This is a genomic window from Paenibacillus kyungheensis (assembly GCF_028606985.1).
GTDB classification, from domain to species: domain Bacteria; phylum Bacillota; class Bacilli; order Paenibacillales; family Paenibacillaceae; genus Saccharibacillus; species Saccharibacillus kyungheensis.
Window position 1 is genome coordinate 2,362,011 of sequence record NZ_CP117416.1, and the last position, 25,412, is coordinate 2,387,422.

Consider the following 25,412-nt stretch of genomic DNA (forward strand, 5'->3'; position numbering starts at 1 on the left):
AGTATGAACGCAGATGCTATCAAAGGTCAGCCAGAAGGAAGACAGTACAAAGTATTACCAATTATGATTTCATTGTTATTAAGTGGATTTATCGGCTTATTCAGTGAAACTGCATTGAATGTAGCGATCAGTTCTTTGATGGGATTACTTAGTGTAGATGAAGCAACAATTCAATGGTTAACAACAGGATATTTATTGGTATTAGGTATTCTGGTTCCTGTATCTGGATTATTACTACAATGGTTCAGTACAAGACAATTATTTATTACTTCTTTAACATTTTCGATTGTTGGTACGATTGTAGCTGCATTGTCGCCTAACTTTGAAATCTTGTTAATTGCTCGTGTATTGCAAGCAGTAGGTACTGGATTGTTATTACCATTGCTATTTAATACGATTCTTATTATTTTCCCGATTGAGAAGCGTGGAGCAGCGATGGGCTTGATCGGTCTTGTTATTATGTTTGCACCAGCGATTGGACCTGCAATTTCAGGTCTGATTTTAGCTAATTTAACATGGCACTGGATTTTCTGGATTTCGTTGCCGTTTCTTGTGATCGCTTTGATCTTTGGAGTGATGTTCTTAGAAAATGTATCGACAATCACCAAGCCCAAAATCGATATTCTCTCGATTGTATTATCTACACTTGGATTCGGTGGTATCGTATTCGGATTCAGTAGTGCAGGTGAAGGTTCTGGCGGTTGGGGAAGCCCTGTTGTAATCGGAACTTTGTTGTTGGGTGCAGTATCTCTATTATTATTTGGCTTCCGCCAGATGAAAATGAAGCAACCGATGATCAACTTGCGTGCATTCAAATTCCCGATGTTTACAATCGGTCTGATTCTTGTATTTATCTGTATGATGATGATCTTATCGTCTATGTTGATCTTGCCATTGTACTTGCAACAAGGTATGGCGTTGACTGCATTGGGTGCAGGTCTTGTATTGTTGCCAGGTAGTCTATTGAATGGTTTCTTATCACCAGTCATGGGTCGTTTATTTGATAAATTCGGTCCGAAATGGTTAGTGATTATTGGTTTATCTATTGCTACGATTGTATTATTCTTATTCACTAGAATTCATTCTACAACTCCGGTGGGTCTGATTATTGGGTTACACGCTTCATTAATGGTGGGTATATCGATGATTATGATGCCAGCACAGACCAACGGTCTGAATCAGTTGCCACGTGAATACTATCCAGATGGTACAGCGATTATGAATACACTACAACAAGTTGCTGGAGCTATCGGTACAGCGCTCGCTGTAAGTATTCTGAGTGCTGGTCGTGCTAACTTCTTGAGTGGTGTCGCTAATCCGAAAGATCCGTCAAATGTATTAGCAGCATTTACAGTAGGGGTGCAACATGCCTTTATCTTTGCTGTGGTGATTGCAGCGATCGGTCTGGTATGTGCGCTGTTTATCAAACGTGTTAATGTTAAACACGGTATGTAATTAATTGGAGTAAGCCAACTTAATTCCTATTCTGAGGAGTTAGGTTGGCTTTTTGCTATCCGTATTCCAATAGATTTGGTAAGAAAATCGTAATTTAGTTTAAAGTATAAAAGGATACGTATTCTATAGAAGAAAAAAAGGAGAATGATTATGATTACGATCGATCCCACATCTATTACTAATATAGATAATTATAAATTAATCACCGGTTCTGTGATTCCCAGACCAATCGCTTTTGTTACCAGTCAATCCAATACAGGTGTGCTTAATCTAGCTCCATTTAGTTATTTTAATATCGTGGCTTCTGATCCACCGATGCTTTCTATTTCGGTTGCACGCAAAAATGGAGAAATGAAAGATACTGCACGTAATGTCATCGAAAATAAAGAATTAGTAGTTCATATTGTGCATGAAGACTTAACCGAGCAGATGAACCATACAGCCGCTTCACTACCAGGCGATCAAAGCGAACTTGAATTAACGACTCTTCATACAATTCCTAGTGACAAAATAAAAGTTCCTGGTCTTGAAGAAGCGTTGATTCGTTTTGAATGTGTGTTAGAACAACATGTACCGATTAGTAATGATAGCGGTGAAGTTGTACAAGATTTACTGCTTGTACGTATTATTTGTTACCATTTTGATGAAAAAGTAGTCGATGCAGAACATTTCTATATCTGGGCAGATGTGTTGAAACCTGTCGCTCGTCTTGCAGGCAATAATTACGCAGGACTTGCACAACAATTTACGATAGAACGCCCGAGTTAAATCCATAATAAAGTGCTATTGAATAGAATATAAATAGAATAGTTAAAATCAAAAAGACTGAGCCTTGATAATAAGGTTCAGTCTTTTTGCGATAGTGTAGGCTTAATCCATAATTTGGACAGATCGATCCAACCAAATGCATCAGGATATAACCCTTGAAAAGAAGGATCAAATAACAACTTTTGGTTGGAATGATAGACAGGTATAAATAAAAACGAAGTGTGTAAAAATTGCTCAATCTTTTCAACATGCTTACTATAATCAGGCAACGGTGCCGCTACAAAAGGAACCAGTAATTGATCTAACTCTTTTAACTGAGCAGGATTTAATAATTGACGTACATAAGTCGAGCGGTTACTAAAAAAGTTAAGCAATCCCCAGACGATATTTTCTTCTAACATTTCTTGCCCCATAAATAAATCAGCTTCTTGCATCACTGCTTGAGAAGCAAATGAATCGCGCGGGCATAGATTAATGATCAGACCTATCGAACGCGCACGATCCTGTAGCCATAGACAGACTGCATGGTTTTCTGCTCGATTCAGATAATTCAGGTTCAAAGGTTGCCCTTGATAGTCTGTTTGTTGCAGATATTCACGTGCTTGTTCTAATGAATATGTAGGAGCATGTGTTTGTTTACTTTTCCACGGAAATAAGCTGTAAGCAGGCTTGAGCCAATAATCAGAACATTGCTCTGTCAACAGCGGACGATCCAACAACATATGAATCACTTGCCTAAAAGTGAAATCGTGCTGAATCCCTTCTTTGCAAAAATTGAACATAATAAAGTTACATCCAATCACTTTGTAATTCACTTGAGCTGGATCGGTATAATCGGTAGCTTTATTTTGACGAAATAGCTGATAACGTCGGTCTGCTTGATAATCAGCTGTCACAAAATAAATATCAACCCGATCCAACAACGATCTTCCTTCAAAATAACTATCAAAAGCATCTAATATAATATGATCTTCACTAGCCGTCGTTAAGCGAAAAGCTCCTGTTCCGACCAATTGTCGACCTTTATCCGCCATATCATGATCATGCGGAAGAATCGACATACACAATGAACTAATATAGTTCAAGAAAAAGGGATCAGACCGTTGTAGAACAAAGCTGATCGTATAATCGTTATGAATGACTACAGATTCAACATGTGTAAATTGCCAAAAAGCCGGTGAATCGAGATCGCGTAGACGCTCCCATGTATATTTCACATCCTGCGCCGTTAAAGTTCGACCATGATGAAATCGAACACCTTTACGTAAATAAAATGTCCAACATTGATCGGTATTATCGCTTTCCCAATAATGAGCCAATTGAGGTACAAACGTCTGCGATTCTGCTTGATAAGCTATTAATAAGTTACACATTTGACCGATCAAATGAGACTCAAAAGCTGTAAATACAAATGCTGGGTCTAATGACTCTAAAATACGACTCTGGTTAATCCGTAACACATCGAGTGTCTGAGAACCGTGATGTTCGATATGAAGTCCAAACTGCTGTTCAAGCCGATATTGAAGTCGTTGAACATAAGTATGGGGTAACTGTGGATGTTGTAACCATTGCGCAGCTTCTTGCAATTTACCTTGAGTAAGCAGTTGCTCGAAATAGAGACTTAATACATGTTCGAGTGAGTGAAGTATCGTTAGCGTAGAATGATGTCCACGACCACGACCGCTTTGCCAGTGAATATGTCCTTCTTCTTGCAATTTACGTATAATCCATTTGACATTGCGGGTTGTACAGTGCAGAAGAGAGGCTAAATGTTCAATCGTTAGCGTATGTGTACTATGTATAGCTGGATCATCTAATGACAATAGAATGGTTATGTAATGCTCTTGATGTTTCATATTTTACTCTCCTAAGTGTTGCTGAGTTACGATTTATAAAAGGGGAAACGATTGATTTAATCTTACTCTTTTTCTTCCTCTTTCTCCAGTTGATAATAAAAGAACTGGAAGAGGGGGAATTAGAAATGGAATTTTTGCAACTACATCGAACTATTCAACTGCGTATTTTGACTACATTTATAACCCGGTTAACAGGAACAATGATTTTTCCATTTATGGCGATTTATTTTGCTGGCTATCTTGGTGCAGGTATTGCAGGTGTTTTATTATTTTCTAGCTTAATGATTCAGCTTGTTGCAGGATTGTATGGTGGATATTTGGCAGATCGGTGGGGACGTAAAACGTTAATGGTATGGGGAGAAGGTATTCAATGTCTAGCTTTTCTCGGTATGATGCTAGCTAACTCGCCATACTTACAATCTGCATGGATTACATTTGCGATGATGATTGTACATAGTCTCTGCAATGGTCTAATTATACCGGCTTCAGATGCTATGTTAATTGATGTAAGTACACCACAGACGCGTACATTAATGTATAGCGTCAATTATTGGTCGATCAATCTCGCGATTACATTCGGAGCATTTATTGGTGGAGCGCTGTTCAGTTCACATCGGATGGAGTTGTTTGGACTATTGACGGTCACAGGGTTGCTGATCTGGTTGATCACAGTCTTTTTGATTACAGAAACGTATGTACTGCAAGCCAGTGCACAACAGACCAAGCGGTGGAATATCCTCACTAGCGGAAAATTGATTATTCGCAATTATCATCAAGTGTGGAAAGATCGACTTTTTATTATATTTGTTTTGGGAAATATGCTATTGTTATCTACTGAATTTCATCTGACTCAATATATAGGAGTTCGTCTGCAAAAAGAATTTGTTCCACAATCGATGTTGATCTGGGGCGATTGGCAGTTAGAACTAAACGGTATCAAAGTTCTAAGTATGATTCAGATCGAAAATACAATCGGGATTGTGCTTCTTTCCTTATTTCTTGCTGGCGTGATCCGTCGTTCCAAACGTCAAATTTCTTGGATGAATATAGCGGTTCTGATCTATATTACCGGTTTTGCAGTGATGGCATTTAGCAATACATTATGGATACTTGTTGGAGCAATGTTGTTAGCTACTGTAGGAGAGTTAATTCATGTGCCTATTCGTCAATCTCTACTAGCTCAAATTATCAACGATCAATCACGTAGTTCTTATATGGCTGTCAATGGAATAGGGACACAAGGAGCAAGAGCAATAGCCGCTCTAGGGATCACCTTAGGCGTATGGGTTCCTGCATACGGAATGTCGATCATAATCGCTATCGTTGGATTAATCGGATTTCTGTGTATTTCTTATGTGATCAGTCGGGTACAAGCTTCTACAAAAGCATCTTCAACACAAGGGGTTACCAAAAACCAAGTAACATTGTAAGATATAGAAAGTTGAAATGATTATTATATCTAGTAAGCTATTTTGCTAAAATGAAAATCAATTTTAATTTTATTGGTCGCACTGATATAGCCAAGTGTTTAATAGTAGAAACAGAATGTTTGAGGGGGGATTACGATGAATAAAGTAGCCAAGCCGTTGAGTGGCAAAACGATTGTGATCGCAGGTTCTAGAAAATTAGATGAAATGTCGTCATTGATTCAAAAACAAGGTGGAACCGCTATTGTTCGATCGTTACAAGGTGTAACTACATTTAAAGAGCAAGAGATGGAGCAAGAATTACGTCTATTTATCGAAAATCAACCAGAATGGGTTATTTTCACAACAGGGATAGGTGCCAAAGCGTTGTTCGATGCCGCAGATCGCCTGGGAATCAAAGATGCATTTGTTCAAACTGTTCAACAAGCCAAAATCGCAATCCGTGGCTACAAAACATATAACTTTCTCAAAACCCAAGAACTAGCACCGGATATTCGAGACTCAGATGGCACGATGAAAGGTCTGGAAGAACAGTTAGAATCAGTTACTTTTACCAAAGAACAAATATGGATACAATTGCATGGAGAGCCTGCTCCAGATTTGGTTCAGTTTTTGGAAGCGAAAGGTGCTTCATCTGTACATACATTGTTGCCTTATCTCAATATTGAGCCTGAAGCAGAGACATTACAGCAATTGCGTAAAGATATCCAGCAGAGCCAAATCGATGCAATCTGCTTTACTACGGCTGTTCAAGTTCGTTATTTATTCAAAGACGCTTCTAAGAACGGATATGAGGATGAATTGCGATCTGCTCTGAATCAACAAGTACTGGCTGTATCTGTAGGCAAAGTAACATCAGAAGCGCTCACTCAAGCAGGCATCACACGCATCGTAGCTCCCGAAAATGAACGAATGGGTGCAATGATTATAGAAATGGCGAAATATTATGAGGAACAAAAGTAGCATTCATGAATACTTTGTGTACTAAAATGAAATTTTTCATTTTATTTCATTGAAAAAGGTTCATTCTCATGTAAGCTTATGCTAAAATAAACTATTATGTAGTGAAGGAGAAATACAAAGATGACTATACCTAAAACGTTAACTATAGCCGGATCAGATACAAGCGGTGGAGCTGGTATTCAAGCCGATTTAAAAACTTTTCAGGAATTGGGCGTATATGGAATGACCGTTCTTACAACGATTGTTGCTATGGAGCCTAAAACATGGGATCATCAAGTATTCCCTATTGATCTGAATGTGGTGGAAGCGCAATTGCGTACCGTGTTAGATGGCATCGGATTTGATGCTTTGAAAACAGGTATGTTAGGTTCAGTAGACATTATTGAACTGGTGGCGCATCATCTGAATCGTTATCCTATGGATCGCGTAGTTATTGATCCTGTAATGGTATGCAAAGGCACAGATGAAGTTCTTCAACCGGAAAATACAGAAGCGATGTTAGAATTCTTGATTCCTGGTGCAGATCTAGTGACTCCGAACTTGTTTGAAGCTTCTCAATTGGCTAAAACAGGTCCTATCACTACAGAAGATCAAATGAAGCAAGCAGCTGCTATTATTTATGAGCGTGGAGCAAAGCACGTATTGATCAAAACACGCGGCAAGATCAAAGAAGGCAAAGCATTGGATTTATTGTATGATGGCAAAACATTTGACTGGTTCGAAGTTGATGCGATTGCAACGGAATTTACACATGGTGCAGGTTGTACCACTTCCGCAGCCGTAACAGCTGGACTTGCTAAAGGATTGTCGGTCAAAGATGCTTATGCTGACGCGAAAAACTTCATTACTCAAGCAATTGCTAACGGATTCCGTCTGAACGAATTTGTAGGTCCAACCCTGCATGTGGCACACCGTCTGCAATTGAAATAACAGCATCTGGAGCGGAGGATTGCTCAATGAATCGCTTATCCAAATCGTTACTCGGTGGAGCGCTCGTTTTACTTTTTTTGATTATCAGCGCTTGTTCTGGCAATAGTACACAGCAACCGTCATCCACGGATAATGGAACCACAGAACAATCACCAACCGAATCTGCAACTCCTTCAACAGAAGGAAGTACAGACAAGCCTGCAACAGGTACAGATTCAGCAACCGGTACAGACGGAACATCGTCGAGTACAGAAGATGCTACAGGCACAACAGATAGTGGAAGTGAAAGTGTTCCTGCTGCTAAGCCAGAGCTAACACCTGCGAATGAAGGTCAAGTCGATATTACGATTGTGCAACAAGGGCCGGGGCAATTTTTTGTACGTTTAAATGAATTTCCTGAAGGATACTTGGTAAGCAATTTAGACTGGACTGGGCCAGGTTACAGTGAAGCAGCTACATTTGATGAAGCTGTGAAGAACGGTCAAGAAGGCAATAATGGATTTTATGCAAGTAGCGATCATCGCAATTTCGGCTTTATTTATGATGGACGTATTGCTGGTGAAGAAGGCAAGTTTACTTTAACATTCCGCAATCAAGCGGGAGACGAATTAACCTGGTATAAAGATTTAACATTGCAATAATATCGCAGTCATCAAATGTTGAACATGCTGTACTAAATACTCAAGCCTCTGCCGATATATGCGGTAGGGGTATTTTGAGGGGCTATTTTTGCAAAAAGATGTACGGATAAGCTTTATGTATGCAAATGATGTAAATTACATGATTATTCAAAAAAATAAACTAAAGCACTGCATCGATCAGTGCACGAGAGGAACTTTTATAATGAGAATCAATACATTCAAAACAGAACAAAACTTAGACAGAGGTCACTTAACAGCAATCGCTAACGAAGCTTCACGCTTTGCTTCTGATATTCGTATTTCTTTTGGTAACCCTGACAACCGTAGAGAAGTTGATGTGAAAAGTCTTTTGGGTATGATGTTGATGATTATTCCTGCTGGAACAGAAATCGAATTAACTACTCGTGGTAAAGACGAATTGGAAGCTTTGGAAAGTGTACAAAACTTATTTGAACAAGTCATGTTCGCACCATCTGTTTAATATCTATACGTTACTTTCAAAAAATGAATTTTAAGCTATAAATCATAAAAATGTATAACAAAAAAACCTTTAGTCTATCAAAGACTGAAGGTTTTTTTGTTGTAGATAACGGGTAATGCCTAAATAAGTCATTCAGTTACCATTTTGCTTAGAAGCGCTCTGTTCTGTACTTTTTCGGTGTGATTCCAGTATGTTTTTTGAAAGCTTTGGAGAATGAGAATAGATCAGGATAGCCGACCGAGTAAGCAATTTCTGCTAATGAATAATTGGTTTCGGTAAGTAATTGACGTGCTTTGCTCATTTTGAGACTACGAATATATTCAGCTGGAGGAGTCTGATGAACCTGATGAAATTGTTTACTAAAATGAGTACGATGTACACCGACATGACTGGCGACATCTGCTACTGTAATCCCGCGATCATAATGACTATGAATATAAGCGATCGCTTCTTCCATCCAAGAAGTCGTCGATGATAACACATCGGATACATAATGATTCACATGAGAAGGATGGTCAGAAGATAATTCTGCAAAAATGCTATATAACAATTCCAATCGTCGCAATTCACTGCTAAATTCATTGGAATCTTCATTAGTAGCTAAAATCTGTTCGAACTTTTCTTGTAATTGATCAAATAATTCTGCACTAACTTCACTATATCCTTGATGCATACCACTTTGCTCTATAAGTAATCTGGCTTGAGGACCGGTAAAACAAATATAATACGTTTCCAGATCTTCATCCATATTATTAATATATTCAAAAGGCTCATTAGGAGAAATACACCATACGTTGTAAGAGCCAAGAATATAACTTTGACCTTTATGAATAATCACTCCGCCATGTCGATTAGCGATCCAAAAGCAATTATCAATGCCTGTAAATAAACGTCTACTATGGGCTTTGAGAAAATAACGACCCGCTTGAGCAATTCTTAATCCTCCGGATTGTGAGAATAAGGAAGGAGAAATAAGAAACCGTTCAACCACTTCACGATTTGTTTCAATAGAACGAAGCATATTGAACTTTCATCCTTTCCAAATGTAATCTAACTTCTTTATTATATACTACATAATGACAAAATAATACAAGACAAAATGACATTGTTCGTTTACAATCAAATTGCTATGATCTAAATCATGGTATTCCCACTAAAATGATGGGTTTTGACAACAATAATCATTTTTACTGATGTACCAATAGATTCTAACAGCAGATGGAGGACGCGTAATGAAAAATATAAAAATGAAATCTTCTTTTGTTTTGGCACTGACTTTACTACTGACGGTGGTTCTATCTGCTTGTGGAAATAGTTCGGACAGCTCGGCAGATGGAAAAGTAACGATCAGCTTTTTACATTGGCGTGGAGAAGATACACAGGCGTTCCAGAAAATCATTGATCAATTTGAAGCGAAAAATCCAAATATCAAAGTAGATATGCAGACATTAACTTCAGATCAATATCAATCTACAGCACAAGCTAAATTAACCGATGGTTCTGTAGGAGATGTATTTGCTTCTTTCCCGGGTGCACAATACGCAGCTTTATCCAAAGCAGGTCTATATACAGATTTAACCAATGAGTCTTTTTTGAAAAATTACAATGCAGACTTAATTGATGTAGGTGCCAAAGATGGCAAGCAATGGGCGGTACCGTATCAATTGGTGTACAACCAACCGATCTATAATACTGAAATTTTCAAAAAATATAATTTGACCCCTCCAACCGATTGGGACGGATTCCTTAAATTATGTGCAACACTCAAACAAAACGGAATTATTCCGATTGCTTTTGCTGGAGCAGATATTGGTCCAGGGCAGTTAATGAATACAATGGTGATGAATAACGAACCAAGCGAAGATATTTTCACCAAAGTTGAAGCAGGTCAAGCCAAATTAACAGATGAATTCTGGGTCAAAACGCTCACTCAATTTAAAGAGTTGAATGATAATGGTTATTTCCAAGATAACTCGCTAGGAACGAAAGACGCAGCAGCAGGTGCTTTATTTATTCAAGGAAAAGCAGCGATGTTAGCGAGCGGTTCTTATCAACTAGCACAGAATGCAAAACAGAATCCAGAACTAAAACAAGCATTATTAGCACCTATTACTGTATCGGCAGATCAAGCCAAATATGAAGGGGTACACACCAGTACATTTATGTTAGGTGTAAATAGTCGCTCTAAACATCAAGCAGAAGCTAAAAAATTCCTTGAGTTTTTGAGTCAACCGGATGTGGCTAGTCAGTATGCAAATGAAACAGGACAAAATGTAACATTGAAAGATATCACTTATGATAGTCCAGAATTGAAAATTGCTGGCGATTGGGCGGACAAAAAGACTATATTCCAACCTCGTTTTACTATTTTGAATTCTGAAAATCAAAAAGCAGTCACCAACTCTATTCAATCGGTGCTAGGTGGAGCAACACCTGAACAAGCTGCGCAAGATGCACAAGCGATTGTAGATCAACAAATTAAGTAAATCTCAAGATAAGCAGAAAACGCGCTTTAGATCATAGAAGCGCTGAAGGGCAAGGTAATAGGAACTTATGATGAATCGCAAAACACTTTGGTTCTTTATGCTACCCGGACTGTTATTATATACAGGGCTATTTGTTTATCCAGCCGTATCTGGTTTATTTTATTCTTTTACCAATTGGGATGGCGTATCGACTTCTTATGATTTTGTAGGGATATCTAATTACAAAGATAGCTTCGATAGTATTGTGTTTCGCAAAGCATTTTTTAATAATGTGAAATTTATGTTAACGGTTGTTATTATTCAGACGATTGTGTCGTTGGTTCTTGCATTAATTCTTGCTAAAAATACACGTACTCGTGTGTTTTTACGTGCATTGTACTTTTTTCCAGCGATCTTATCGTCTGTATCGGTAGGGTTAATCTGGTCGTTTATTTATGATCCTTCTCTGGGATTGTTAAATACTGCTTTAACCAGTGGTGGATTGGAGCAATTTACAGCGAGCTGGACAGGAGATGCCAATATTGCGCTATATGCTATCGCGTTTGTGCAAATATGGGCGCATGCCGGACAGATGATGATTGTATTTATTGCCGGTCTACATGCGATTCCAGAAGAGTTAATGGAAGCCGCACGTATTGATGGAGCGACACGTTTCCAGATTTTCCGCAAAGTCACATGGCCATTACTTGCACCATCTGCAACGATTGTTGTATCGTACACAACGATTCAATCATTCAAAGCGTTTGATCTGATCTTTGTTATGACAGATGGTGGGCCTAACTATGCGACTGAAATTCTGACAACGTATATTTATCATCTGGCGTTCTCGAATTATTCATTTGGTCTAGCCTCCGCAGGTTCGATGATTTTCCTTGTACTGCTAGGACTGTTAACGATGGCGCAATTTAAAGCTCTTCGTAGAGGCGGTGCTAACGGATGATCGAACGCCGAATAGATAAGCAGCAGGATGGTGAACGGCGATGAAATGGATCGGACGTATCATTATGGTGCTGTATGCTCTGCTTGTAGCAGCACCATTGTATTTTGTAATCACATCTTCGTTCAAAACAAGTCAGGCGTTTTTTGCTAATCCATTAAGCTGGCCGAATCCCTGGACGATTCAAAATTTTATATCAATTTTTGATGCTCAACCGATGTGGCAGTATTTCTGGAATAGTGCTCGTGTGACACTAAGTACTGTCGCTCTTGATCTATTTCTAGGCAGTCTAATTGCGTATGCGATTATTCGTCTAGGTGGACGTATGGGAAGATATACTTTTGTTTATTTTGTGGCTGGCTTAATTATTCCGTCACAGGTTAGTATGCTGCCACTGTATTCATTAGTACGCCAAATTGGTTGGTCTGATAATCTTGGCGCATTGGTTCTAGTAACGGCAGCAGGGTTATTGCCTTTAACTGTGTTTACACTAACAGGATTTATGGAAATGTTAAGCAAAGAGATGATGGAAGCGGGTAGTATTGATGGTGCAAGTGAATGGAAAATTTACTGGCGTCTAGTCTTGCCATTATCTGGGCCTTCACTTGCAGCAACCGCCGCATTTCTATTTGTAATGGTCTGGAATGATCTATTGATTCCAATGTTGCTGATTAATAGTACTGACAAATTAACATTGCCACTGGCTTTGATGCAGTTCCGCGGCGAGTATGTCACCGACTATACGTTGCTATTAACAGGAGTGGTGATTACCGCAGTACCGATGGTTATTTTGTTTATTTTCTTACAACGTTTCTTTGTTACAGGAATGACCGCAGGATCGGTCAAAGGGTAATACAGCAAATACAATAAATAGCAGTATATTAAAAAAGTCAGTTTACCGAGAGAGAAAACACTCAACGTAAACTGACTTTTTTTGTATATATTCTAATCCATAGATAGATGAACTATTTTACCAACTGCTGACGGATTGCAGTCACGACAGCTTGTGTACGGTCTTTTACACCTAACTTTTGAATAATATTATGCACATGTGTTTTGATTGTACTTTCGGATACATATAATTCTTCTGCAATTTCAAAATTACGTCTGCCATAAGCCATCGCTTGCAATACTTCTAGTTCACGATCTGTTAATGGCTCTAACACAGGCGCTGGAACATAGGAAGAGTTGGGTGGGTATGCCGATTCATTTTCACCTAATAGTTGAATGAGTGCTCCTCCAGCAGTTGTACTATTATAGATTGCACCGCCTGCCAGAATCGACCGAATCCCGACAATCATATCATTCATATCAATATCTTTGAGCAAATAACCAGAAGCACCTGCACGTATCCCATCAATCACATAGTCTTGAACATCAAATGTAGTCAGTAAAATGATTTTGATCTCAGGATGTACCGATAGAATACGGCGGGTAGCATCTATACCTGACAATTCAGGCATCTGGATATCCATTAAAATAAGATGTGGACGATATTGTAATGCTAATTGGATCGCTTCTTGACCTGTTGCGGCTTCAGCAACCACTTGCATATCGGCTTGTAGATCAAGTACATAACGAATCCCTTGCCGGATAAGAGCTTGATCATCTGCTAACATAATACGTATAGGCTCTGTTGAACTCATATAGAGATTCTCCTTGATTCATTTAATTTTTAGTGATCGGGTGATTATTCAGAGGCAGTGTCACTTTGATCCAGAGACCGCCTTGTGGACGAGCAGCAAATGTACATTGACCGTGTATCGTTTCACAACGGCGAATCATATTTTGGATACCGAATCCGTATTGTAACGGTTGATCTCTACGATACTTACCATCATCAGCGATTGAAAGTTGGACATGCTGAGCAGTCTCAGTAATAGTAATCTCAACCGTATTGGCTTCAGCATGGCGGATAATATTAGTTAATGACTCTTGTAATACACGATATAATACGCTATCAATTAATTCGCCCCATATACTAAAAGTCCCTTGAGCGTTAAAGCTTAATTGTAACCCTGCACGATGGGTGATCTGAGTCGCTAATTCTTGCAGACCTTCGATACCACCTTCGTGCACAGACCAATCTTTCACCACACTACGAACTTCCGCAAGACCTTGTCTGGATACATCGAGCAACTGATCGACAGTTGATTCAGCGCGTTCAGGATCTTGCTTGATCATCCATTTCAAAGCTTGCATCTGTACAATAAGCGAAGTGAAATGATGACCTAATCCATCGTGAATCTCTCCTGCTATCCGCGTACGTTCGGTTAATGCAGCATAACGTATCGATTGGACAGTACTGTCCTGCAATTCTGCATAAGTTCGTTGTAGCTCCATATGAACTTGTTCCAGTTCTTTAAGTTGTTCACTGTTAATCTTCAGCACACCAATATAACGGCTAAGACTGTGAATGCCAAAATAGATACTGGCAAGCACGACAATCAGACTATATGGATAACCATTGTCTAGCCCGGAAATTAACATGACTACGCCTACTATAATCAATACTACAGTTGCTACTTTTTGCTCTCGACTTGAAATAAAGCTTAATATCACAAACCATGCCCATAGAACAGAATTATAATCTTGAGGTTCTTTGGAAATATAAGCAGAAAGCCAGATCATTGAGAACAAAAAAAGCGTAAAAACGATAATATAAGTAATCGACAATTTAATACTAGACCATAGCATAAATACGTAAAAACACATCGTGACAAAAAACAGCATCCACACAAGAAAAGAATGATCCATATAATAAATGGTTAGATTATAAATAATAATCATCGTTAATAATAAACGGAATAAAAATAAATACTTTAAAAAATCTTGTGATTTTTGCAAAGTTTGACTTCCTTTCACATCAAATACTGATTTCTATTTTAGCATGTTCCTAAGAAGTGATTCAGATTTAAATATAATCAAGTACAACATATTCTTATTATACAGAAGAAGCCTAGTTAACTATATCTTAATAGCGCTCACTTTTCGTCATCATAATGATCGGTTTTGAAAAGGTGAAAATCAATCGCTAGGTGGAGGTAATATCAGATAGGCAAACACTTTAATCACAATGATAGAAGATTTTGATACATGTATAGAATGTATTGATATAGTAATCAATTGACGCTGTGGACAGCAGGGTGCTAGACTTTATATAATCTTAACCAACTTAATAGGTCGGAATTATAAGATATGATTCAAATGCCAAACCTATTTCCAAAAGAATCACTTTTATTGTAATGCGCACCTATATTCAGAGGAGGACAACGACATGTCATCAACAATTGAAACTACTGCAAATCAAGGTCAACATATTATTTTGTGGAGTAAAACAGGATGCCACTTCTGCGGGGAGATTAAGAACTATCTAGAATTAAATAATCATCATTATACCAATCTAGAAGTTGCAGGTAACGATGGTCTACGCGATGTACTTGAAGCTAAATACGGTATCCGGCATGTGCCTGTCGTCGAAGTAGGTCGTAATGGCACATATACTGCATTTTTAGAAACTGATTTGGAAGGGTTGGCTCAGTTGTTAGCTCAAGAAGCAGAATCGGCTCAATCCTCAGCAACCGTAATTTAATCTTCCAATAATACTGAAATGCTGACTATAAATATTCTATAAACTATTATCGATCGTAACGATAAAAAGAAGGAGTGATCAATGATGACCAATCACAAACGACAATTGAAATTTGGAGCAATCATCCATGGGATTGGAGGAAGTATGTCTACATGGCGACATCCCGAGGTACAAAGTGATGCAAGTGTAAGCTTTGACTTTTACAAACGGCAGACGCTCAAAGCAGAAGAAGGCAAGTTCGATCTGGTCTTTATTGCCGATGGATTGTTTATCAATGAAAAGTCATTACCACACTTTTTGAATCGATTTGAGCCGGTTACGATATTGTCTGCGCTTGCAGCAGTCACTTCCCGAATCGGGTTAGTAGGAACAATATCTACCAGCTATAGCGAGCCATTTACTGTGGCACGTCAATTGTCTTCGATCGATCATATCAGTGGAGGACGTGCTGGATGGAATGTGGTCACATCTCCACTTGAAGGATCGGCACGTAACTACAGTCGAGGCGACCATCCTTCTCATCCTGAACGGTATCAGATTGCGGCTGAATATCTAGAAGTAACCAAAGGATTATGGGATTCATGGGAAGAAGATGCTTTTGTTAGAGATAAAGAGTCCGGTGTCTTTTTTGATCCTGAGAAACTGCATACACTTAATCATCAAGGGAAGCATTTTTCTGTTCAAGGCCCTTTGAATATCGGACGATCCCGTCAAGGACAGCCTGTCATTTTCCAAGCAGGTTCTTCAGAAGATGGCAGAAATCTAGCCGCCCAATCAGCCGATGCGATCTTTACCGGGCAAGAGACTTTAAGTGATGCGCAAGCCTTTTATACCGATGTGAAAAAGCGTGCAGTTCAGTATGGTCGTCAGGAAGAAGAGTTATTAGTCTTGCCAGGGATATCGCCTATTATTGGCAGAACCGAAGCTGAAGCCGAGCAGAAATATCGCGAAATTGCTGATCTGGTGACGATTGATAAAGCACTTGATTTTTTAGGACGCTTTTTCGATCATCATGACTTTTCACAATATCCATTGGATGCGCCTTTTCCAGACTTACATGATATCGGAAGTAATAGTTTCCGTAGTGGAACAGATAAAATTAAAAAAGATGCGCGTGAGCGTGGTCTAACTTTACGCGAAGTTGCATTACAAGCAGCTACACCGCGTGGAAATTTTATCGGTACACCGGAGCAGATCGCTAATCAAATCGAAGAATGGTTTCTACAAAAAGGATCGGATGGATTTATTATTCACTCCGATCTTCCAAGCGGATTACACGATTTTGTAGATTTGGTCGTGCCTATTTTGCAAGCAAAAGGGATTTATCGTCAAGATTATGAGTACGATACATTACGTGAAAATTTGGGAGTGCCTATTCCACAGAATCGGTATCAAGCCAAAACGTTAAAAGTGTAAATCGTATTTAATACGCTGTGTTCTGATCTAATTTAAACATAAACGATTTTCCCAAAATGGTGATAAGTCAAAGAAGTGCCCGTTGCTCCTGATCCCAGTGGTCATAAGGGGTGACGGGTTATTTCAAATTGCCTATTCTTCCGTTGACAAGTGTCAAAACAGGGAATATGATACATAAAACCAAGTTAGTTAATGGGAAAAGTAAGAAAGGGGATGGAATGATGAATATTGAAAATATAGAGGCATTTGTCTATATCAACCATTATGGCAGTTTTAATAAAGCAGCAGAAGTGTTATTCCTTTCTCAACCGTCTGTATCAGCGCGTATCCAGACATTAGAAAGAGAACTTGGCTGCAAATTATTTGAACGTCTGGGTCGACAAATTTTATTAACCGAAGAAGGAAGAAGATTTCTACCGTATGCACAGCAAGTCTTACAAGTGATCCAAAAAGGCAAACAACGTATTCAAACAGCAAAAGTCACACCACAGGAGCTGACCATCGGTTGTACCGTAGCTGTCTCTAATTATGTTATTCCTGAACTGCTTCCCAAACTCAAACAAAAATATCCACAAACCAATTTTAAGCTGATCACTTCAACGACTGATCAACTGTTGCATAAATTAATGAACAAAGAAATCGATATCGGGTTTGTCCGTAAAGTGATGCATCCGGCGATTCGAACAGTTTCTTTTTACGAAGATCCTATTTCACTATACGTATACAAAGATCATCCATTTGTACAAAAAGGACGTGCAACGATCGCATCATTGCAGGAACAACCTTTAATTTTCTTTGAATGCGGATCATTAGACTGGCTTCGGATTCATCGTGTATTCGAAAGTCTTGAATTTCCGCCAGATATCGCTTTCCATGTCGATCATTCTGAAACTGCCAAAAAGCTAGTGTTACAAAAAGCAGGCATCGCCTTTTTACCCGGACTTAGTGTCCATGAAGAAGTGATGCGTGGCGACCTGGTACCGATCTATATTCCAGAAGTCACAGGAATCTCTTTACAGACCAGTCTAATCACACTAAAAGAACAACCATCAACATTCGCTACCACACTAGCCGAATTACTACACGAAAACGACTACTTCCGTAGCCAACAACCCGACCAATCGCTACTTCACTCTACGATCTAATGAAAAAGAGTAGAAGAAAAGACAAACGTATCTTTCTAAAAATCAATAATAGATACACACAAATCATAATCGATATAGACAACAAAAAAGTAATCAAAACAATCACCATTTCACATGTATATCTCATAGCAAATGAATGACCTATAGAACAAATCAATATAAAGATGACACCAATACACCCAATCTTTCCAACTAACATCATCTTTATCTTTACTTGCTACCCTCCCACAAGGGAAACAAATGCACCACCCAAGTAGCATGTCATCTGTTACCATCATCCCACCAAGCACAAGCGAAGAGGGAAGATTCATTCTGAAAGAGCGAAGCGCTCGCATTTAAAAGAATATCCCCACCGCAAAGCGGTAAATTCAAGGGATATTCTTTTACCAGCGACGACAAGAATAATCTACCCTCATAGCGCCTGTACTCTATTGCACCACGACACCTATCATTTGTTTCCCCCACACCTATTGATTTGTTCAATACACCGATAGAACTTTCCTATTATCCAGGTCATTGACGGTAAGAAAGGACGATGATAGATTTATCACATGCTAAATCCGATTAAGTTGATATGAATTAGGGGGAAGAAGAAAATGAAGAAAAAAACAGGATTAACAGTACTTACATTATGGGCAGTTGTTTGGATGCTGGTACTATCGGGTTGCGCATCTGTTAGCGAATCAAGTGGAGGTTCAGCAGGAGGAACATCTTCTGCATCAGATAGCAATAATGCAACAGCGTCTACAGGTGGTGTTAAAAAAATTATCGTCGGTACAGGTACAGCCTTTCCGAATGTCTGCTTTATTGATGAAAATGGCAAGCTTACTGGATACGATGTGGAATTGGTACGTGAGATCGATAAACGTCTACCAGATGTAGAATTTGAATTTAAAACGATGGAATTCTCAAATCTGTTACTAAGCTTAGAAACAAACAAAATAGATTTTGTCGCTCACCAGATGGAGACGAATCCTGAACGTGAACAAAAATATCTATTTAACAAAGTGCCATACAGCATTTTCCTTAATCGTGTAGCTGTTGCGAAAGACAATAATGCGATTAAAGGATTAGATGATCTGGTTGGGAAAAAAGTGCTTACAGGAGCTACAAGTAATGCGGCTTACCTACTTAATGAATATAACAAGACACATAACAACGGTATAGATGTTGTCTATAGTAGTGGAGCAGCCAATGATACTGTTCAACAAATCGTATCAGGACGGGTAGATGCCACGATCACGACAGATTTTGCTAATCGTTTCAATACAGATGCAGACGGTAATGTAGCACTCAAAACAGTCGGTGAACCGTTAAATCAATCCAATGTCTTTTTCGTGTTCCGCAAAGATGAGCAACCTCTTGCAGATGAGATCGATCAAGCGATCACAGAAATCAAAGCAGATGGAACACTCAAAAAATTAAGCGAACAATGGTTAGGTGACGATTTTACCAAAACGCTAGAAGAAGCCAAAGTAACCAAATAAATAATGAATAGCTAGTAGAAAGGAGCACATCATACATGAGCAGAAAATTCGATATCACCTATGTGTTTGATTTTATTCCTAAATTGTTGGCTTATCTCAATATAACACTGCTCATTGTAGGCAGCTCGATTCTACTAGGTCTTGTTATCGGAATGCTTGTCGCGTTACCCCGTCTATACAATGTGCCTGTGCTCAAGCGTATCTCGCAAGTGTATGTCTCCTTTTTTCGCGGGACACCGATTCTGATTCAATTATTTCTGATCTATTATGGACTGCCGACGATTCTGCAATGGATCAATATTGATATTTCTAGAGTAGCAGTGTTGTACTTTGTGATTCTGGCTTATGCACTGAACAGTGGAGCTTTTGTCTCTGAAATGATAAGAGCTTCAGTCAGTGCAGTAGATAAAGGACAGATTGAAGCCGCGCAATCCATAGGCATGAGCGGATACCAGACGTTTACACGTATTATTTTGCCACAAGCGTTAGCGATCAGTATTCCGTTATTCGGTAATCTGGTGATCGGCAATCTGAAAGACACTTCACTTGCTTTTACTCTAGGCGTGATGGAAATGACAGGCAGATCACAGACGTTAGGAACAGCTACACAACATTTTGTAGAGACATATATTGCTTTATCTTTGATCTACTTTGTAATCAGTATGATCTTGGAACAAGGATTCCTCTGGTTAGAACGTCGTCTACATCGTCATGAAGCAAGTGTAAGGCAGAGTTCTAAAGTGATGGGGCGTAAATGGCTAACCCGTCCTGTATCTGCACTTAGCAAAGGAGGTAGAAGTGGATGACACTGGATCCATCGTTTATGTGGACAGCCTTTCTAAGCCTTTTTAAAGCATTACCGACTACGCTTATGATTACTTTCGTATCTGTAATCTGCGGTCTATTGATAGGAACGGGGGTAGCCTTATGTCGAATTTATCGAATTCCTGGATTGTCTCAACTTTCTACCGCTTACGTGACTTTTATACGCGGTACACCGATGTTGATGCATTTGTTGTTAATTTATTTTGGCTTACCGATTCTGATCGATAGTGTATCTGCTCACTTAGGATGGTCATTTACTTCGGCATCGATTCCGCTCATTGGATTTGTATTTATCGCATTTTCGATTACAGCAGGAGCATATATGTCTGAAGTGGTACGAGCAGGTATTGTTGCTGTAGATCGTGGACAGATCGAAGCGGCTCACTCGATTGGCATGACAACACCACAAGCGTTACGCCGAATCGTATTACCACAAGCGTTAGCAGTCAGCCTTCCGAATTTGTCCAATTCAGTGATTGGGATGTTACATGGATCTACACTTGCTTATACGATCTCTGTTGTAGAAATTAACGCCCAAGCACTAGTAGTTGCTGCGAACAACTGGAAGTACTTTGAAGCGTATATCGCCGCTGCTGTCTTGTTCTGGGGACTGACCTTATTGATCGAACGGGGTAGTGGATGGTTAGAAAAACGTCTCAACGCTTATCATCGTGGAGGTGTGATGTAATATGATTCAACTGGAGCAAATATCCAAGTCATTTGGCAAACAGGAAGTGCTTCACCATATCGATCTGCAAGTTAAAAAAGGTGAAGTGGTGGTTATTTTGGGCCCGAGCGGTTCAGGCAAGACGACATTACTGCGCTGTATTAATTATTTGGAAAAGCCTGATGCAGGACAGATTACAATCGGTAATCTACGTGTCGATACGAAGCATCCTACCAAAAAAGAAATCCATGCGCTACGTCAACAAACAGCGATGGTATTTCAACAATATAATCTATTCAAACACAAAACAGCACTCGAAAATGTAATGGAAGGATTAACGATTGTTCGCAAAATACCCAAAGATAAAGCACGTGAGATCAGTGTACAGGTACTTGAAAAAGTAGGGCTTGGCACTAAATTGGACCATTATCCAAGCCAGCTATCCGGTGGTCAGCAACAACGTGTCGGAATTGCTAGAGCACTGGCTTTGAATCCAGAAGTAATCCTTTTTGATGAACCGACTTCAGCACTTGATCCAGAACTGGTGGGTGAGGTGTTAAGTGTAATTCGCAAAATAGCTAAAGAAGGTATCACCATGATTGTAGTAACACATGAAATGGATTTTGCCAGAGATGTGGCTAATCATGTGGTCTTTATGGATGGCGGCGTAGTTGTAGAAGAAGGAACACCGGAAGAGATTTTTCAACGTCCCAAAGAAGAACGTACCCGTCAATTTTTGAGCCGTATTACACCACAGGCTACGTATTTTATTTAGAAAATAATACACATAGATCGATTGAGGGAGGAACAGAAGATGAGTATTCCGATAGGTATTTTGGATCAAAGTCCACGATTTGCAGGAGAAAGTGCAGAAGATGCTTTTCGACATACGATAGAGCTTGCTCAAATTGCCGAGGAATTGGGGTATCGTCGATTCTGGGTATCCGAGCATCATGATTCTGCTAATGTGTCTGGTTCTTCACCGGAAGTATTGATCTCTTATTTGCTCGCCAAAACCAAAAAAATTACGATTGGTTCAGGTGGAGTGATGTTGCAACATTACAGTCCGTATAAAGTCGCCGAGAACTTTAATGTATTATCTACACTTGCACCTGGCAGAGTAGAATTAGGCATAGGACGTGCTCCAGGTGGATTACCTCGATCAACACGCGCTTTACAAGGAGATCATCAGGCAAGCCCTGTAAGCTTAACCGACAAAATTATAGAAACCCGCAATTATATTTACAATCGAATAGCAGACGATCATGCGCTAGCAGGTATCCATGTAAGTCCAAATCCTACGCAACCTGCTGATCTATTCGTACTTGGAGCGAGTTCCAATAGTGCAGAAGTAGCAGCCAAATTAGGATTACCCTATGTGTTCTCCCAATTTATTAACGGGGATGAAGAAGTGGCTCTTACAGCTGTACGTAATTATCGTGAACAATTTGTTCCTTCGATCGAATATCCGAAGCCACATGTTATTCTGGCTTTATCTGTTATAGTCGCTGAGACCGAAGAAGAAGCTGCTCAATTAGCAGGCGAGAATCTATCTGTTAAAATTCATCTGGAAAGTGGTAAAGTACTTACAGTAGCTACCATCGAACAAGCCGAAGAATTTGGTAGACAATCTGCTGAAAAATATCGAATTGAAGTAAAAGAAGCCAAAGTAGTCAAAGGTTCTCCTTCGTCGGTGTATCAACAATTGTCTGATATTCGTCAGCGATATGGTATAGAAGAATTGGTAGTGCATACAGTGATTCAGAATTTTCATAAGCGTGTGCGTTCATTTGAATTATTACAACAGGCTTTTGTTCAGGCAGAGGTAGAAGCTTCATTGGAGGTGTAAATAGCGCATGGCGTTAACAGAAGGACTTCAACAGCAACTTAGCGATATTCGTAGACATATTCATCGTCATCCTGAATTATCAGGAGAAGAGATACAGACAACAGCTTATATCCGTCAATTGTTAGAAGCGGCAGATATTCAGATTTTGTCTTTTCCTAATCTGAAAACAGGTGTGATCGCAGAAATAGGAACCGGTGAATCGGTTATTGCGTTACGTGCAGATATTGATGCTTTGCCTGTACAAGAAGAGACAGGACTTGCTTTTGCTTCAGAAGTAAATGGTAAAATGCATGCATGTGGTCATGATTTTCATACTGCTTCTTTGTTAGGGGCGGCGTATTTGCTCAAAGAACAAGAACATCAACTGCAAGGAAGAGTGCGACTAATTTTTCAACCTGCGGAAGAAAAAGCCAAAGGAGCACAGGAAGTGATTGCAAATGGAGCGCTTGAAGGTGTACAAGCGATCTTCGGACTTCACAACAAGCCTGACCTGCCTGTAGGTACAGTAGGGATTCGCAATGGTGCACTGATGGCAGCGGCAGATGGATTTATTGTAGAAGTGACAGGAGTCGGTACACATGCTGCGGTACCAGAAGCAGGGATTGATCCTATCGTGGTGTCTGCGCATATTGTAACAGCAATACAATCTATCGTTAGTCGTAATATCAGTTCTCAACAAGGTGCTGTTATTAGCGTGACCCAGTTGAATAGCGGACATGTATGGAATGTGATTCCTGATCTCGCTGTCCTGCAAGGAACGATCCGTACATTTGATGAACAGGTACGGGAGCAAGTGCTATCTCGATTTGAACAGATTGTTGAAGGGGTAGCCACTGCTTTTGGGACTTCTGCCAAAGTAAAATGGTTAGCCGGCCCTCCTCCTGTTCTCAATGATGAGCAGTGGACAGGTGCAGCCCAGATTGCAGCAGAGCAAAGCAATCTTCAAGTGGTTGAGCCTGCGGTATCACCAGCAAGCGAAGACTTTTCATTTTATCAAAAAGAAGTGCCAGGTGTATTTATCTTTGTCGGTACGTCAGGCCCGCAAGAATGGCATCATCCGTCATTTGATGTAGATGAACGTGCATTAAGCAGTACCGCTACATTTTTGGCAAATACAGCACGTGTTGCTTTGAAGCAAGTAGAGCAACAACCTATTTCATCCACATCCACATATTGATTTTCATGTTAATAATCTTTATTTCAATCTGGTTATAATGGAAAGCTGTTTCTTTAGAGAAAGTAGTCATCAACAAAGGCTATCATGATCAAAGAAACAGCTTTTTTGTTATGGTTTGTAACTAATAACTGACTGCAATTATGATCAGAGATTGCCAAAGTTATCCTTGATACGATAAAATACGCCCAAGAAAGGTTGTGTCTGTATTGAGTGATTCGGTGACGGTTCCCAAGTCAGTATCCTATACTATTGAGCTTCAATTTAACCCTTTATATGAATGTCTTAACAGCTTGCATACGTATATCTGCCGTCCTTCTTACAAAAAGATCGATTTAGATCCTTCTTGGGCCAAATCGGTAGAGGAGCAGTTACCTCCTGCATTTGCAGAGCGTCTTGCTCAGACGGGAATCGATGCAGAGTGGAGATTGATTGTTTTGCTGGTCTGTTGTTGTCCCGACCAGACACCGGAACAATTTATACAATGGATAGAAGATATGACAGTAAAGCAACTAGAAGTACTGATCGCTGAACATACGTCACTGCCGGTTACCGGAGTGGCTCGTCTGCGTAGCCGAATACTGATGTTGTTCCAACAATGGAATGAATATTACTTTTCCCGGATCGATCAGCAGATCATCACAGGGCTGCAACAAGAATACGAGCAGAAGCAAGCGATATTAATGCAGAACCATCATCTGTCTACTTTTGTAGATGAAGTGACCAACGGTATTGTATTTGAACCGCATGCTGAACTCAAGCGTCTGATTCTTGTACCTCATTATCATTTCAAACCGCTTAATATTATTTATGCATATCATTCATTTGTTATCTGTCATTATCCTGCCAAATTATATCTGGGCGATTCTTCTGAATTACCGCCTTATGAATATCGAGTCATTCGGGCATTGGCTGAACAGAGCCGTTTGAAAATATTAAAATATCTATATAATGGTCCACGTAGCTTTATTGAAATTGTACGTTATTTGGGATTATCGAAAGGAATTACGCATGATCATGTGACCAAGTTACGCAGTGCTGGATTACTTCATGCCCATATTCAAGGAGAAACGCTCACTGTCTATAGTCTGCGAACTCATGCTATTGATCATCTACAGCAGATGTTAATGCATTTTATTGAAGATAATCAATAAATAAAGATTCCTATACGATTAGATCGTTTCTATACAGGAACGATCTTTTTGCTATGCGCTGAGATATAAGCGGAATGGAACACACGACTGATCTCATCAACTGTTATATATTAACTTTTTTCGGAAATGATTTTAAGTTCTCTCTTTACAGAACCGTTT

24 protein-coding genes are annotated in these 25,412 nt (G+C 39.5%); 20 read left to right on the forward strand and 4 right to left on the reverse strand.

Going from position 1 to position 25,412, the window contains the following annotated elements:
• Positions 1–3 precede the first annotated feature (3 nt).
• Positions 4–1,455: a DHA2 family efflux MFS transporter permease subunit gene (locus PQ456_RS10435; protein WP_273616294.1), complete on the forward strand. Its 1,452-nt coding sequence runs from the start codon at positions 4–6 to the stop codon at positions 1,453–1,455.
• Between the two features lie 150 nt (positions 1,456–1,605).
• Positions 1,606–2,223, forward strand: coding sequence for a flavin reductase family protein (locus PQ456_RS10440; RefSeq protein WP_273616065.1), 618 nt, complete (start codon positions 1,606–1,608; stop codon positions 2,221–2,223).
• A 77-nt stretch (positions 2,224–2,300) separates the two neighbouring features.
• Here the strand turns inward: PQ456_RS10440 and PQ456_RS10445 are convergent, their stop codons facing one another.
• The gene (locus tag PQ456_RS10445; RefSeq protein WP_273616066.1) at positions 2,301–4,079 is read right to left on the reverse strand and encodes an ABC transporter substrate-binding protein; all 1,779 of its coding nucleotides are present in this window, start codon (positions 4,077–4,079) and stop codon (positions 2,301–2,303) included.
• 125 nt (positions 4,080–4,204) lie between these two features.
• Between PQ456_RS10445 and PQ456_RS10450 the strand changes: the two genes are divergently transcribed.
• The 5 genes from PQ456_RS10450 to PQ456_RS10470 all read left to right on the forward strand — a co-directional run bounded on the left by PQ456_RS10450 (position 4,205) and on the right by PQ456_RS10470 (position 8,521).
• Positions 4,205–5,509 (forward strand): MDR family MFS transporter, encoded by a 1,305-nt coding sequence (locus PQ456_RS10450; RefSeq protein WP_273616067.1) that lies wholly within the window; start codon positions 4,205–4,207, stop codon positions 5,507–5,509.
• A 135-nt stretch (positions 5,510–5,644) separates the two neighbouring features.
• A complete protein-coding gene (locus PQ456_RS10455) occupies positions 5,645–6,469 on the forward strand; it encodes a uroporphyrinogen-III synthase (RefSeq protein WP_273616068.1) in 825 nt (274 codons plus the stop codon).
• A 120-nt stretch (positions 6,470–6,589) separates the two neighbouring features.
• Positions 6,590–7,399 (forward strand): bifunctional hydroxymethylpyrimidine kinase/phosphomethylpyrimidine kinase, encoded by an 810-nt coding sequence (thiD, locus tag PQ456_RS10460; RefSeq protein ID WP_273616069.1) that lies wholly within the window; start codon positions 6,590–6,592, stop codon positions 7,397–7,399.
• Positions 7,400–7,425: 26 nt separating this feature from the next.
• Positions 7,426–8,040 carry a hypothetical protein gene (locus PQ456_RS10465; protein ID WP_273616070.1) on the forward strand — a complete coding sequence of 205 codons (615 nt, stop codon included), beginning with the start codon at positions 7,426–7,428 and terminating at the stop codon, positions 8,038–8,040.
• Positions 8,041–8,242: 202 nt separating this feature from the next.
• Complete coding sequence (locus PQ456_RS10470) at positions 8,243–8,521, forward strand: HPr family phosphocarrier protein (RefSeq protein ID WP_273616071.1); 279 nt, start codon at positions 8,243–8,245, stop codon at positions 8,519–8,521.
• Between the two features lie 148 nt (positions 8,522–8,669).
• On the opposite strand, the gene PQ456_RS10475 is transcribed toward PQ456_RS10470, so the two are convergent.
• The gene (locus tag PQ456_RS10475; RefSeq protein WP_273616072.1) at positions 8,670–9,542 is read right to left on the reverse strand and encodes an AraC family transcriptional regulator; all 873 of its coding nucleotides are present in this window, start codon (positions 9,540–9,542) and stop codon (positions 8,670–8,672) included.
• A 211-nt stretch (positions 9,543–9,753) separates the two neighbouring features.
• Here PQ456_RS10475 and PQ456_RS10480 point away from each other — a divergent pair, with 211 nt between their 5' ends.
• The 3 genes from PQ456_RS10480 (at position 9,754) to PQ456_RS10490 (ending at position 12,797) form a co-directional block, all read left to right on the forward strand.
• Positions 9,754–11,007 carry an ABC transporter substrate-binding protein gene (locus tag PQ456_RS10480; RefSeq protein ID WP_273616073.1) on the forward strand — a complete coding sequence of 418 codons (1,254 nt, stop codon included), beginning with the start codon at positions 9,754–9,756 and terminating at the stop codon, positions 11,005–11,007.
• A gap of 67 nt (positions 11,008–11,074) precedes the next feature.
• Positions 11,075–11,947 (forward strand): carbohydrate ABC transporter permease, encoded by an 873-nt coding sequence (locus PQ456_RS10485; RefSeq protein ID WP_273616074.1) that lies wholly within the window; start codon positions 11,075–11,077, stop codon positions 11,945–11,947.
• Positions 11,948–11,987: 40 nt separating this feature from the next.
• Positions 11,988–12,797, forward strand: a complete 810-nt coding sequence (locus PQ456_RS10490; RefSeq protein WP_273616075.1) for a carbohydrate ABC transporter permease — start codon at positions 11,988–11,990, stop codon at positions 12,795–12,797.
• A 112-nt stretch (positions 12,798–12,909) separates the two neighbouring features.
• Here PQ456_RS10490 and PQ456_RS10495 read toward each other — a convergent pair whose 3' ends face one another.
• Together PQ456_RS10495 and PQ456_RS10500 are read right to left on the reverse strand one after the other, a co-directional pair.
• Positions 12,910–13,590: a response regulator gene (locus tag PQ456_RS10495; RefSeq protein ID WP_273616076.1), complete on the reverse strand. Its 681-nt coding sequence runs from the start codon at positions 13,588–13,590 to the stop codon at positions 12,910–12,912.
• Positions 13,591–13,612: 22 nt separating this feature from the next.
• On the reverse strand, positions 13,613–14,791 hold the full coding sequence (locus PQ456_RS10500) for a sensor histidine kinase (protein WP_273616077.1): 1,179 nt from the start codon (positions 14,789–14,791) through the stop codon (positions 13,613–13,615).
• Positions 14,792–15,221: 430 nt separating this feature from the next.
• On the opposite strand from PQ456_RS10500, the gene PQ456_RS10505 reads away from it, so the two are divergent.
• The 10 genes from PQ456_RS10505 to PQ456_RS10550 all read left to right on the forward strand — a co-directional run bounded on the left by PQ456_RS10505 (position 15,222) and on the right by PQ456_RS10550 (position 25,253).
• On the forward strand, positions 15,222–15,536 hold the full coding sequence (locus PQ456_RS10505; protein WP_273616078.1) for a glutaredoxin family protein: 315 nt from the start codon (positions 15,222–15,224) through the stop codon (positions 15,534–15,536).
• An 84-nt stretch (positions 15,537–15,620) separates the two neighbouring features.
• Entirely contained in the window at positions 15,621–16,952 is a 1,332-nt protein-coding gene (locus PQ456_RS10510) for an LLM class flavin-dependent oxidoreductase (protein ID WP_420540652.1), read from the forward strand.
• A gap of 221 nt (positions 16,953–17,173) precedes the next feature.
• Complete coding sequence (locus PQ456_RS10515) at positions 17,174–18,097, forward strand: LysR family transcriptional regulator (RefSeq protein WP_273616080.1); 924 nt, start codon at positions 17,174–17,176, stop codon at positions 18,095–18,097.
• Positions 18,098–18,693: 596 nt separating this feature from the next.
• On the forward strand, positions 18,694–19,584 hold the full coding sequence (locus PQ456_RS10520; RefSeq protein ID WP_373461958.1) for a transporter substrate-binding domain-containing protein: 891 nt from the start codon (positions 18,694–18,696) through the stop codon (positions 19,582–19,584).
• Positions 19,585–19,619: 35 nt separating this feature from the next.
• Positions 19,620–20,390 carry an amino acid ABC transporter permease gene (locus PQ456_RS10525; protein ID WP_273616081.1) on the forward strand — a complete coding sequence of 257 codons (771 nt, stop codon included), beginning with the start codon at positions 19,620–19,622 and terminating at the stop codon, positions 20,388–20,390.
• Entirely contained in the window at positions 20,387–21,097 is a 711-nt protein-coding gene (locus PQ456_RS10530; RefSeq protein WP_273616082.1) for an amino acid ABC transporter permease, read from the forward strand. Before PQ456_RS10525 ends, PQ456_RS10530 begins: the two co-directional genes overlap by 4 nt.
• Position 21,098: 1 nt before the next feature.
• Positions 21,099–21,851: an amino acid ABC transporter ATP-binding protein gene (locus tag PQ456_RS10535; RefSeq protein ID WP_273616083.1), complete on the forward strand. Its 753-nt coding sequence runs from the start codon at positions 21,099–21,101 to the stop codon at positions 21,849–21,851.
• Between the two features lie 39 nt (positions 21,852–21,890).
• Positions 21,891–22,925, forward strand: a complete 1,035-nt coding sequence (locus PQ456_RS10540; RefSeq protein WP_273616084.1) for an LLM class flavin-dependent oxidoreductase — start codon at positions 21,891–21,893, stop codon at positions 22,923–22,925.
• 7 nt (positions 22,926–22,932) lie between these two features.
• Positions 22,933–24,102: an amidohydrolase gene (locus tag PQ456_RS10545; RefSeq protein WP_273616085.1), complete on the forward strand. Its 1,170-nt coding sequence runs from the start codon at positions 22,933–22,935 to the stop codon at positions 24,100–24,102.
• 206 nt (positions 24,103–24,308) lie between these two features.
• The gene (locus PQ456_RS10550; RefSeq protein ID WP_273616086.1) at positions 24,309–25,253 is read left to right on the forward strand and encodes an ArsR family transcriptional regulator; all 945 of its coding nucleotides are present in this window, start codon (positions 24,309–24,311) and stop codon (positions 25,251–25,253) included.
• Positions 25,254–25,412: the final 159 nt, after the last annotated feature.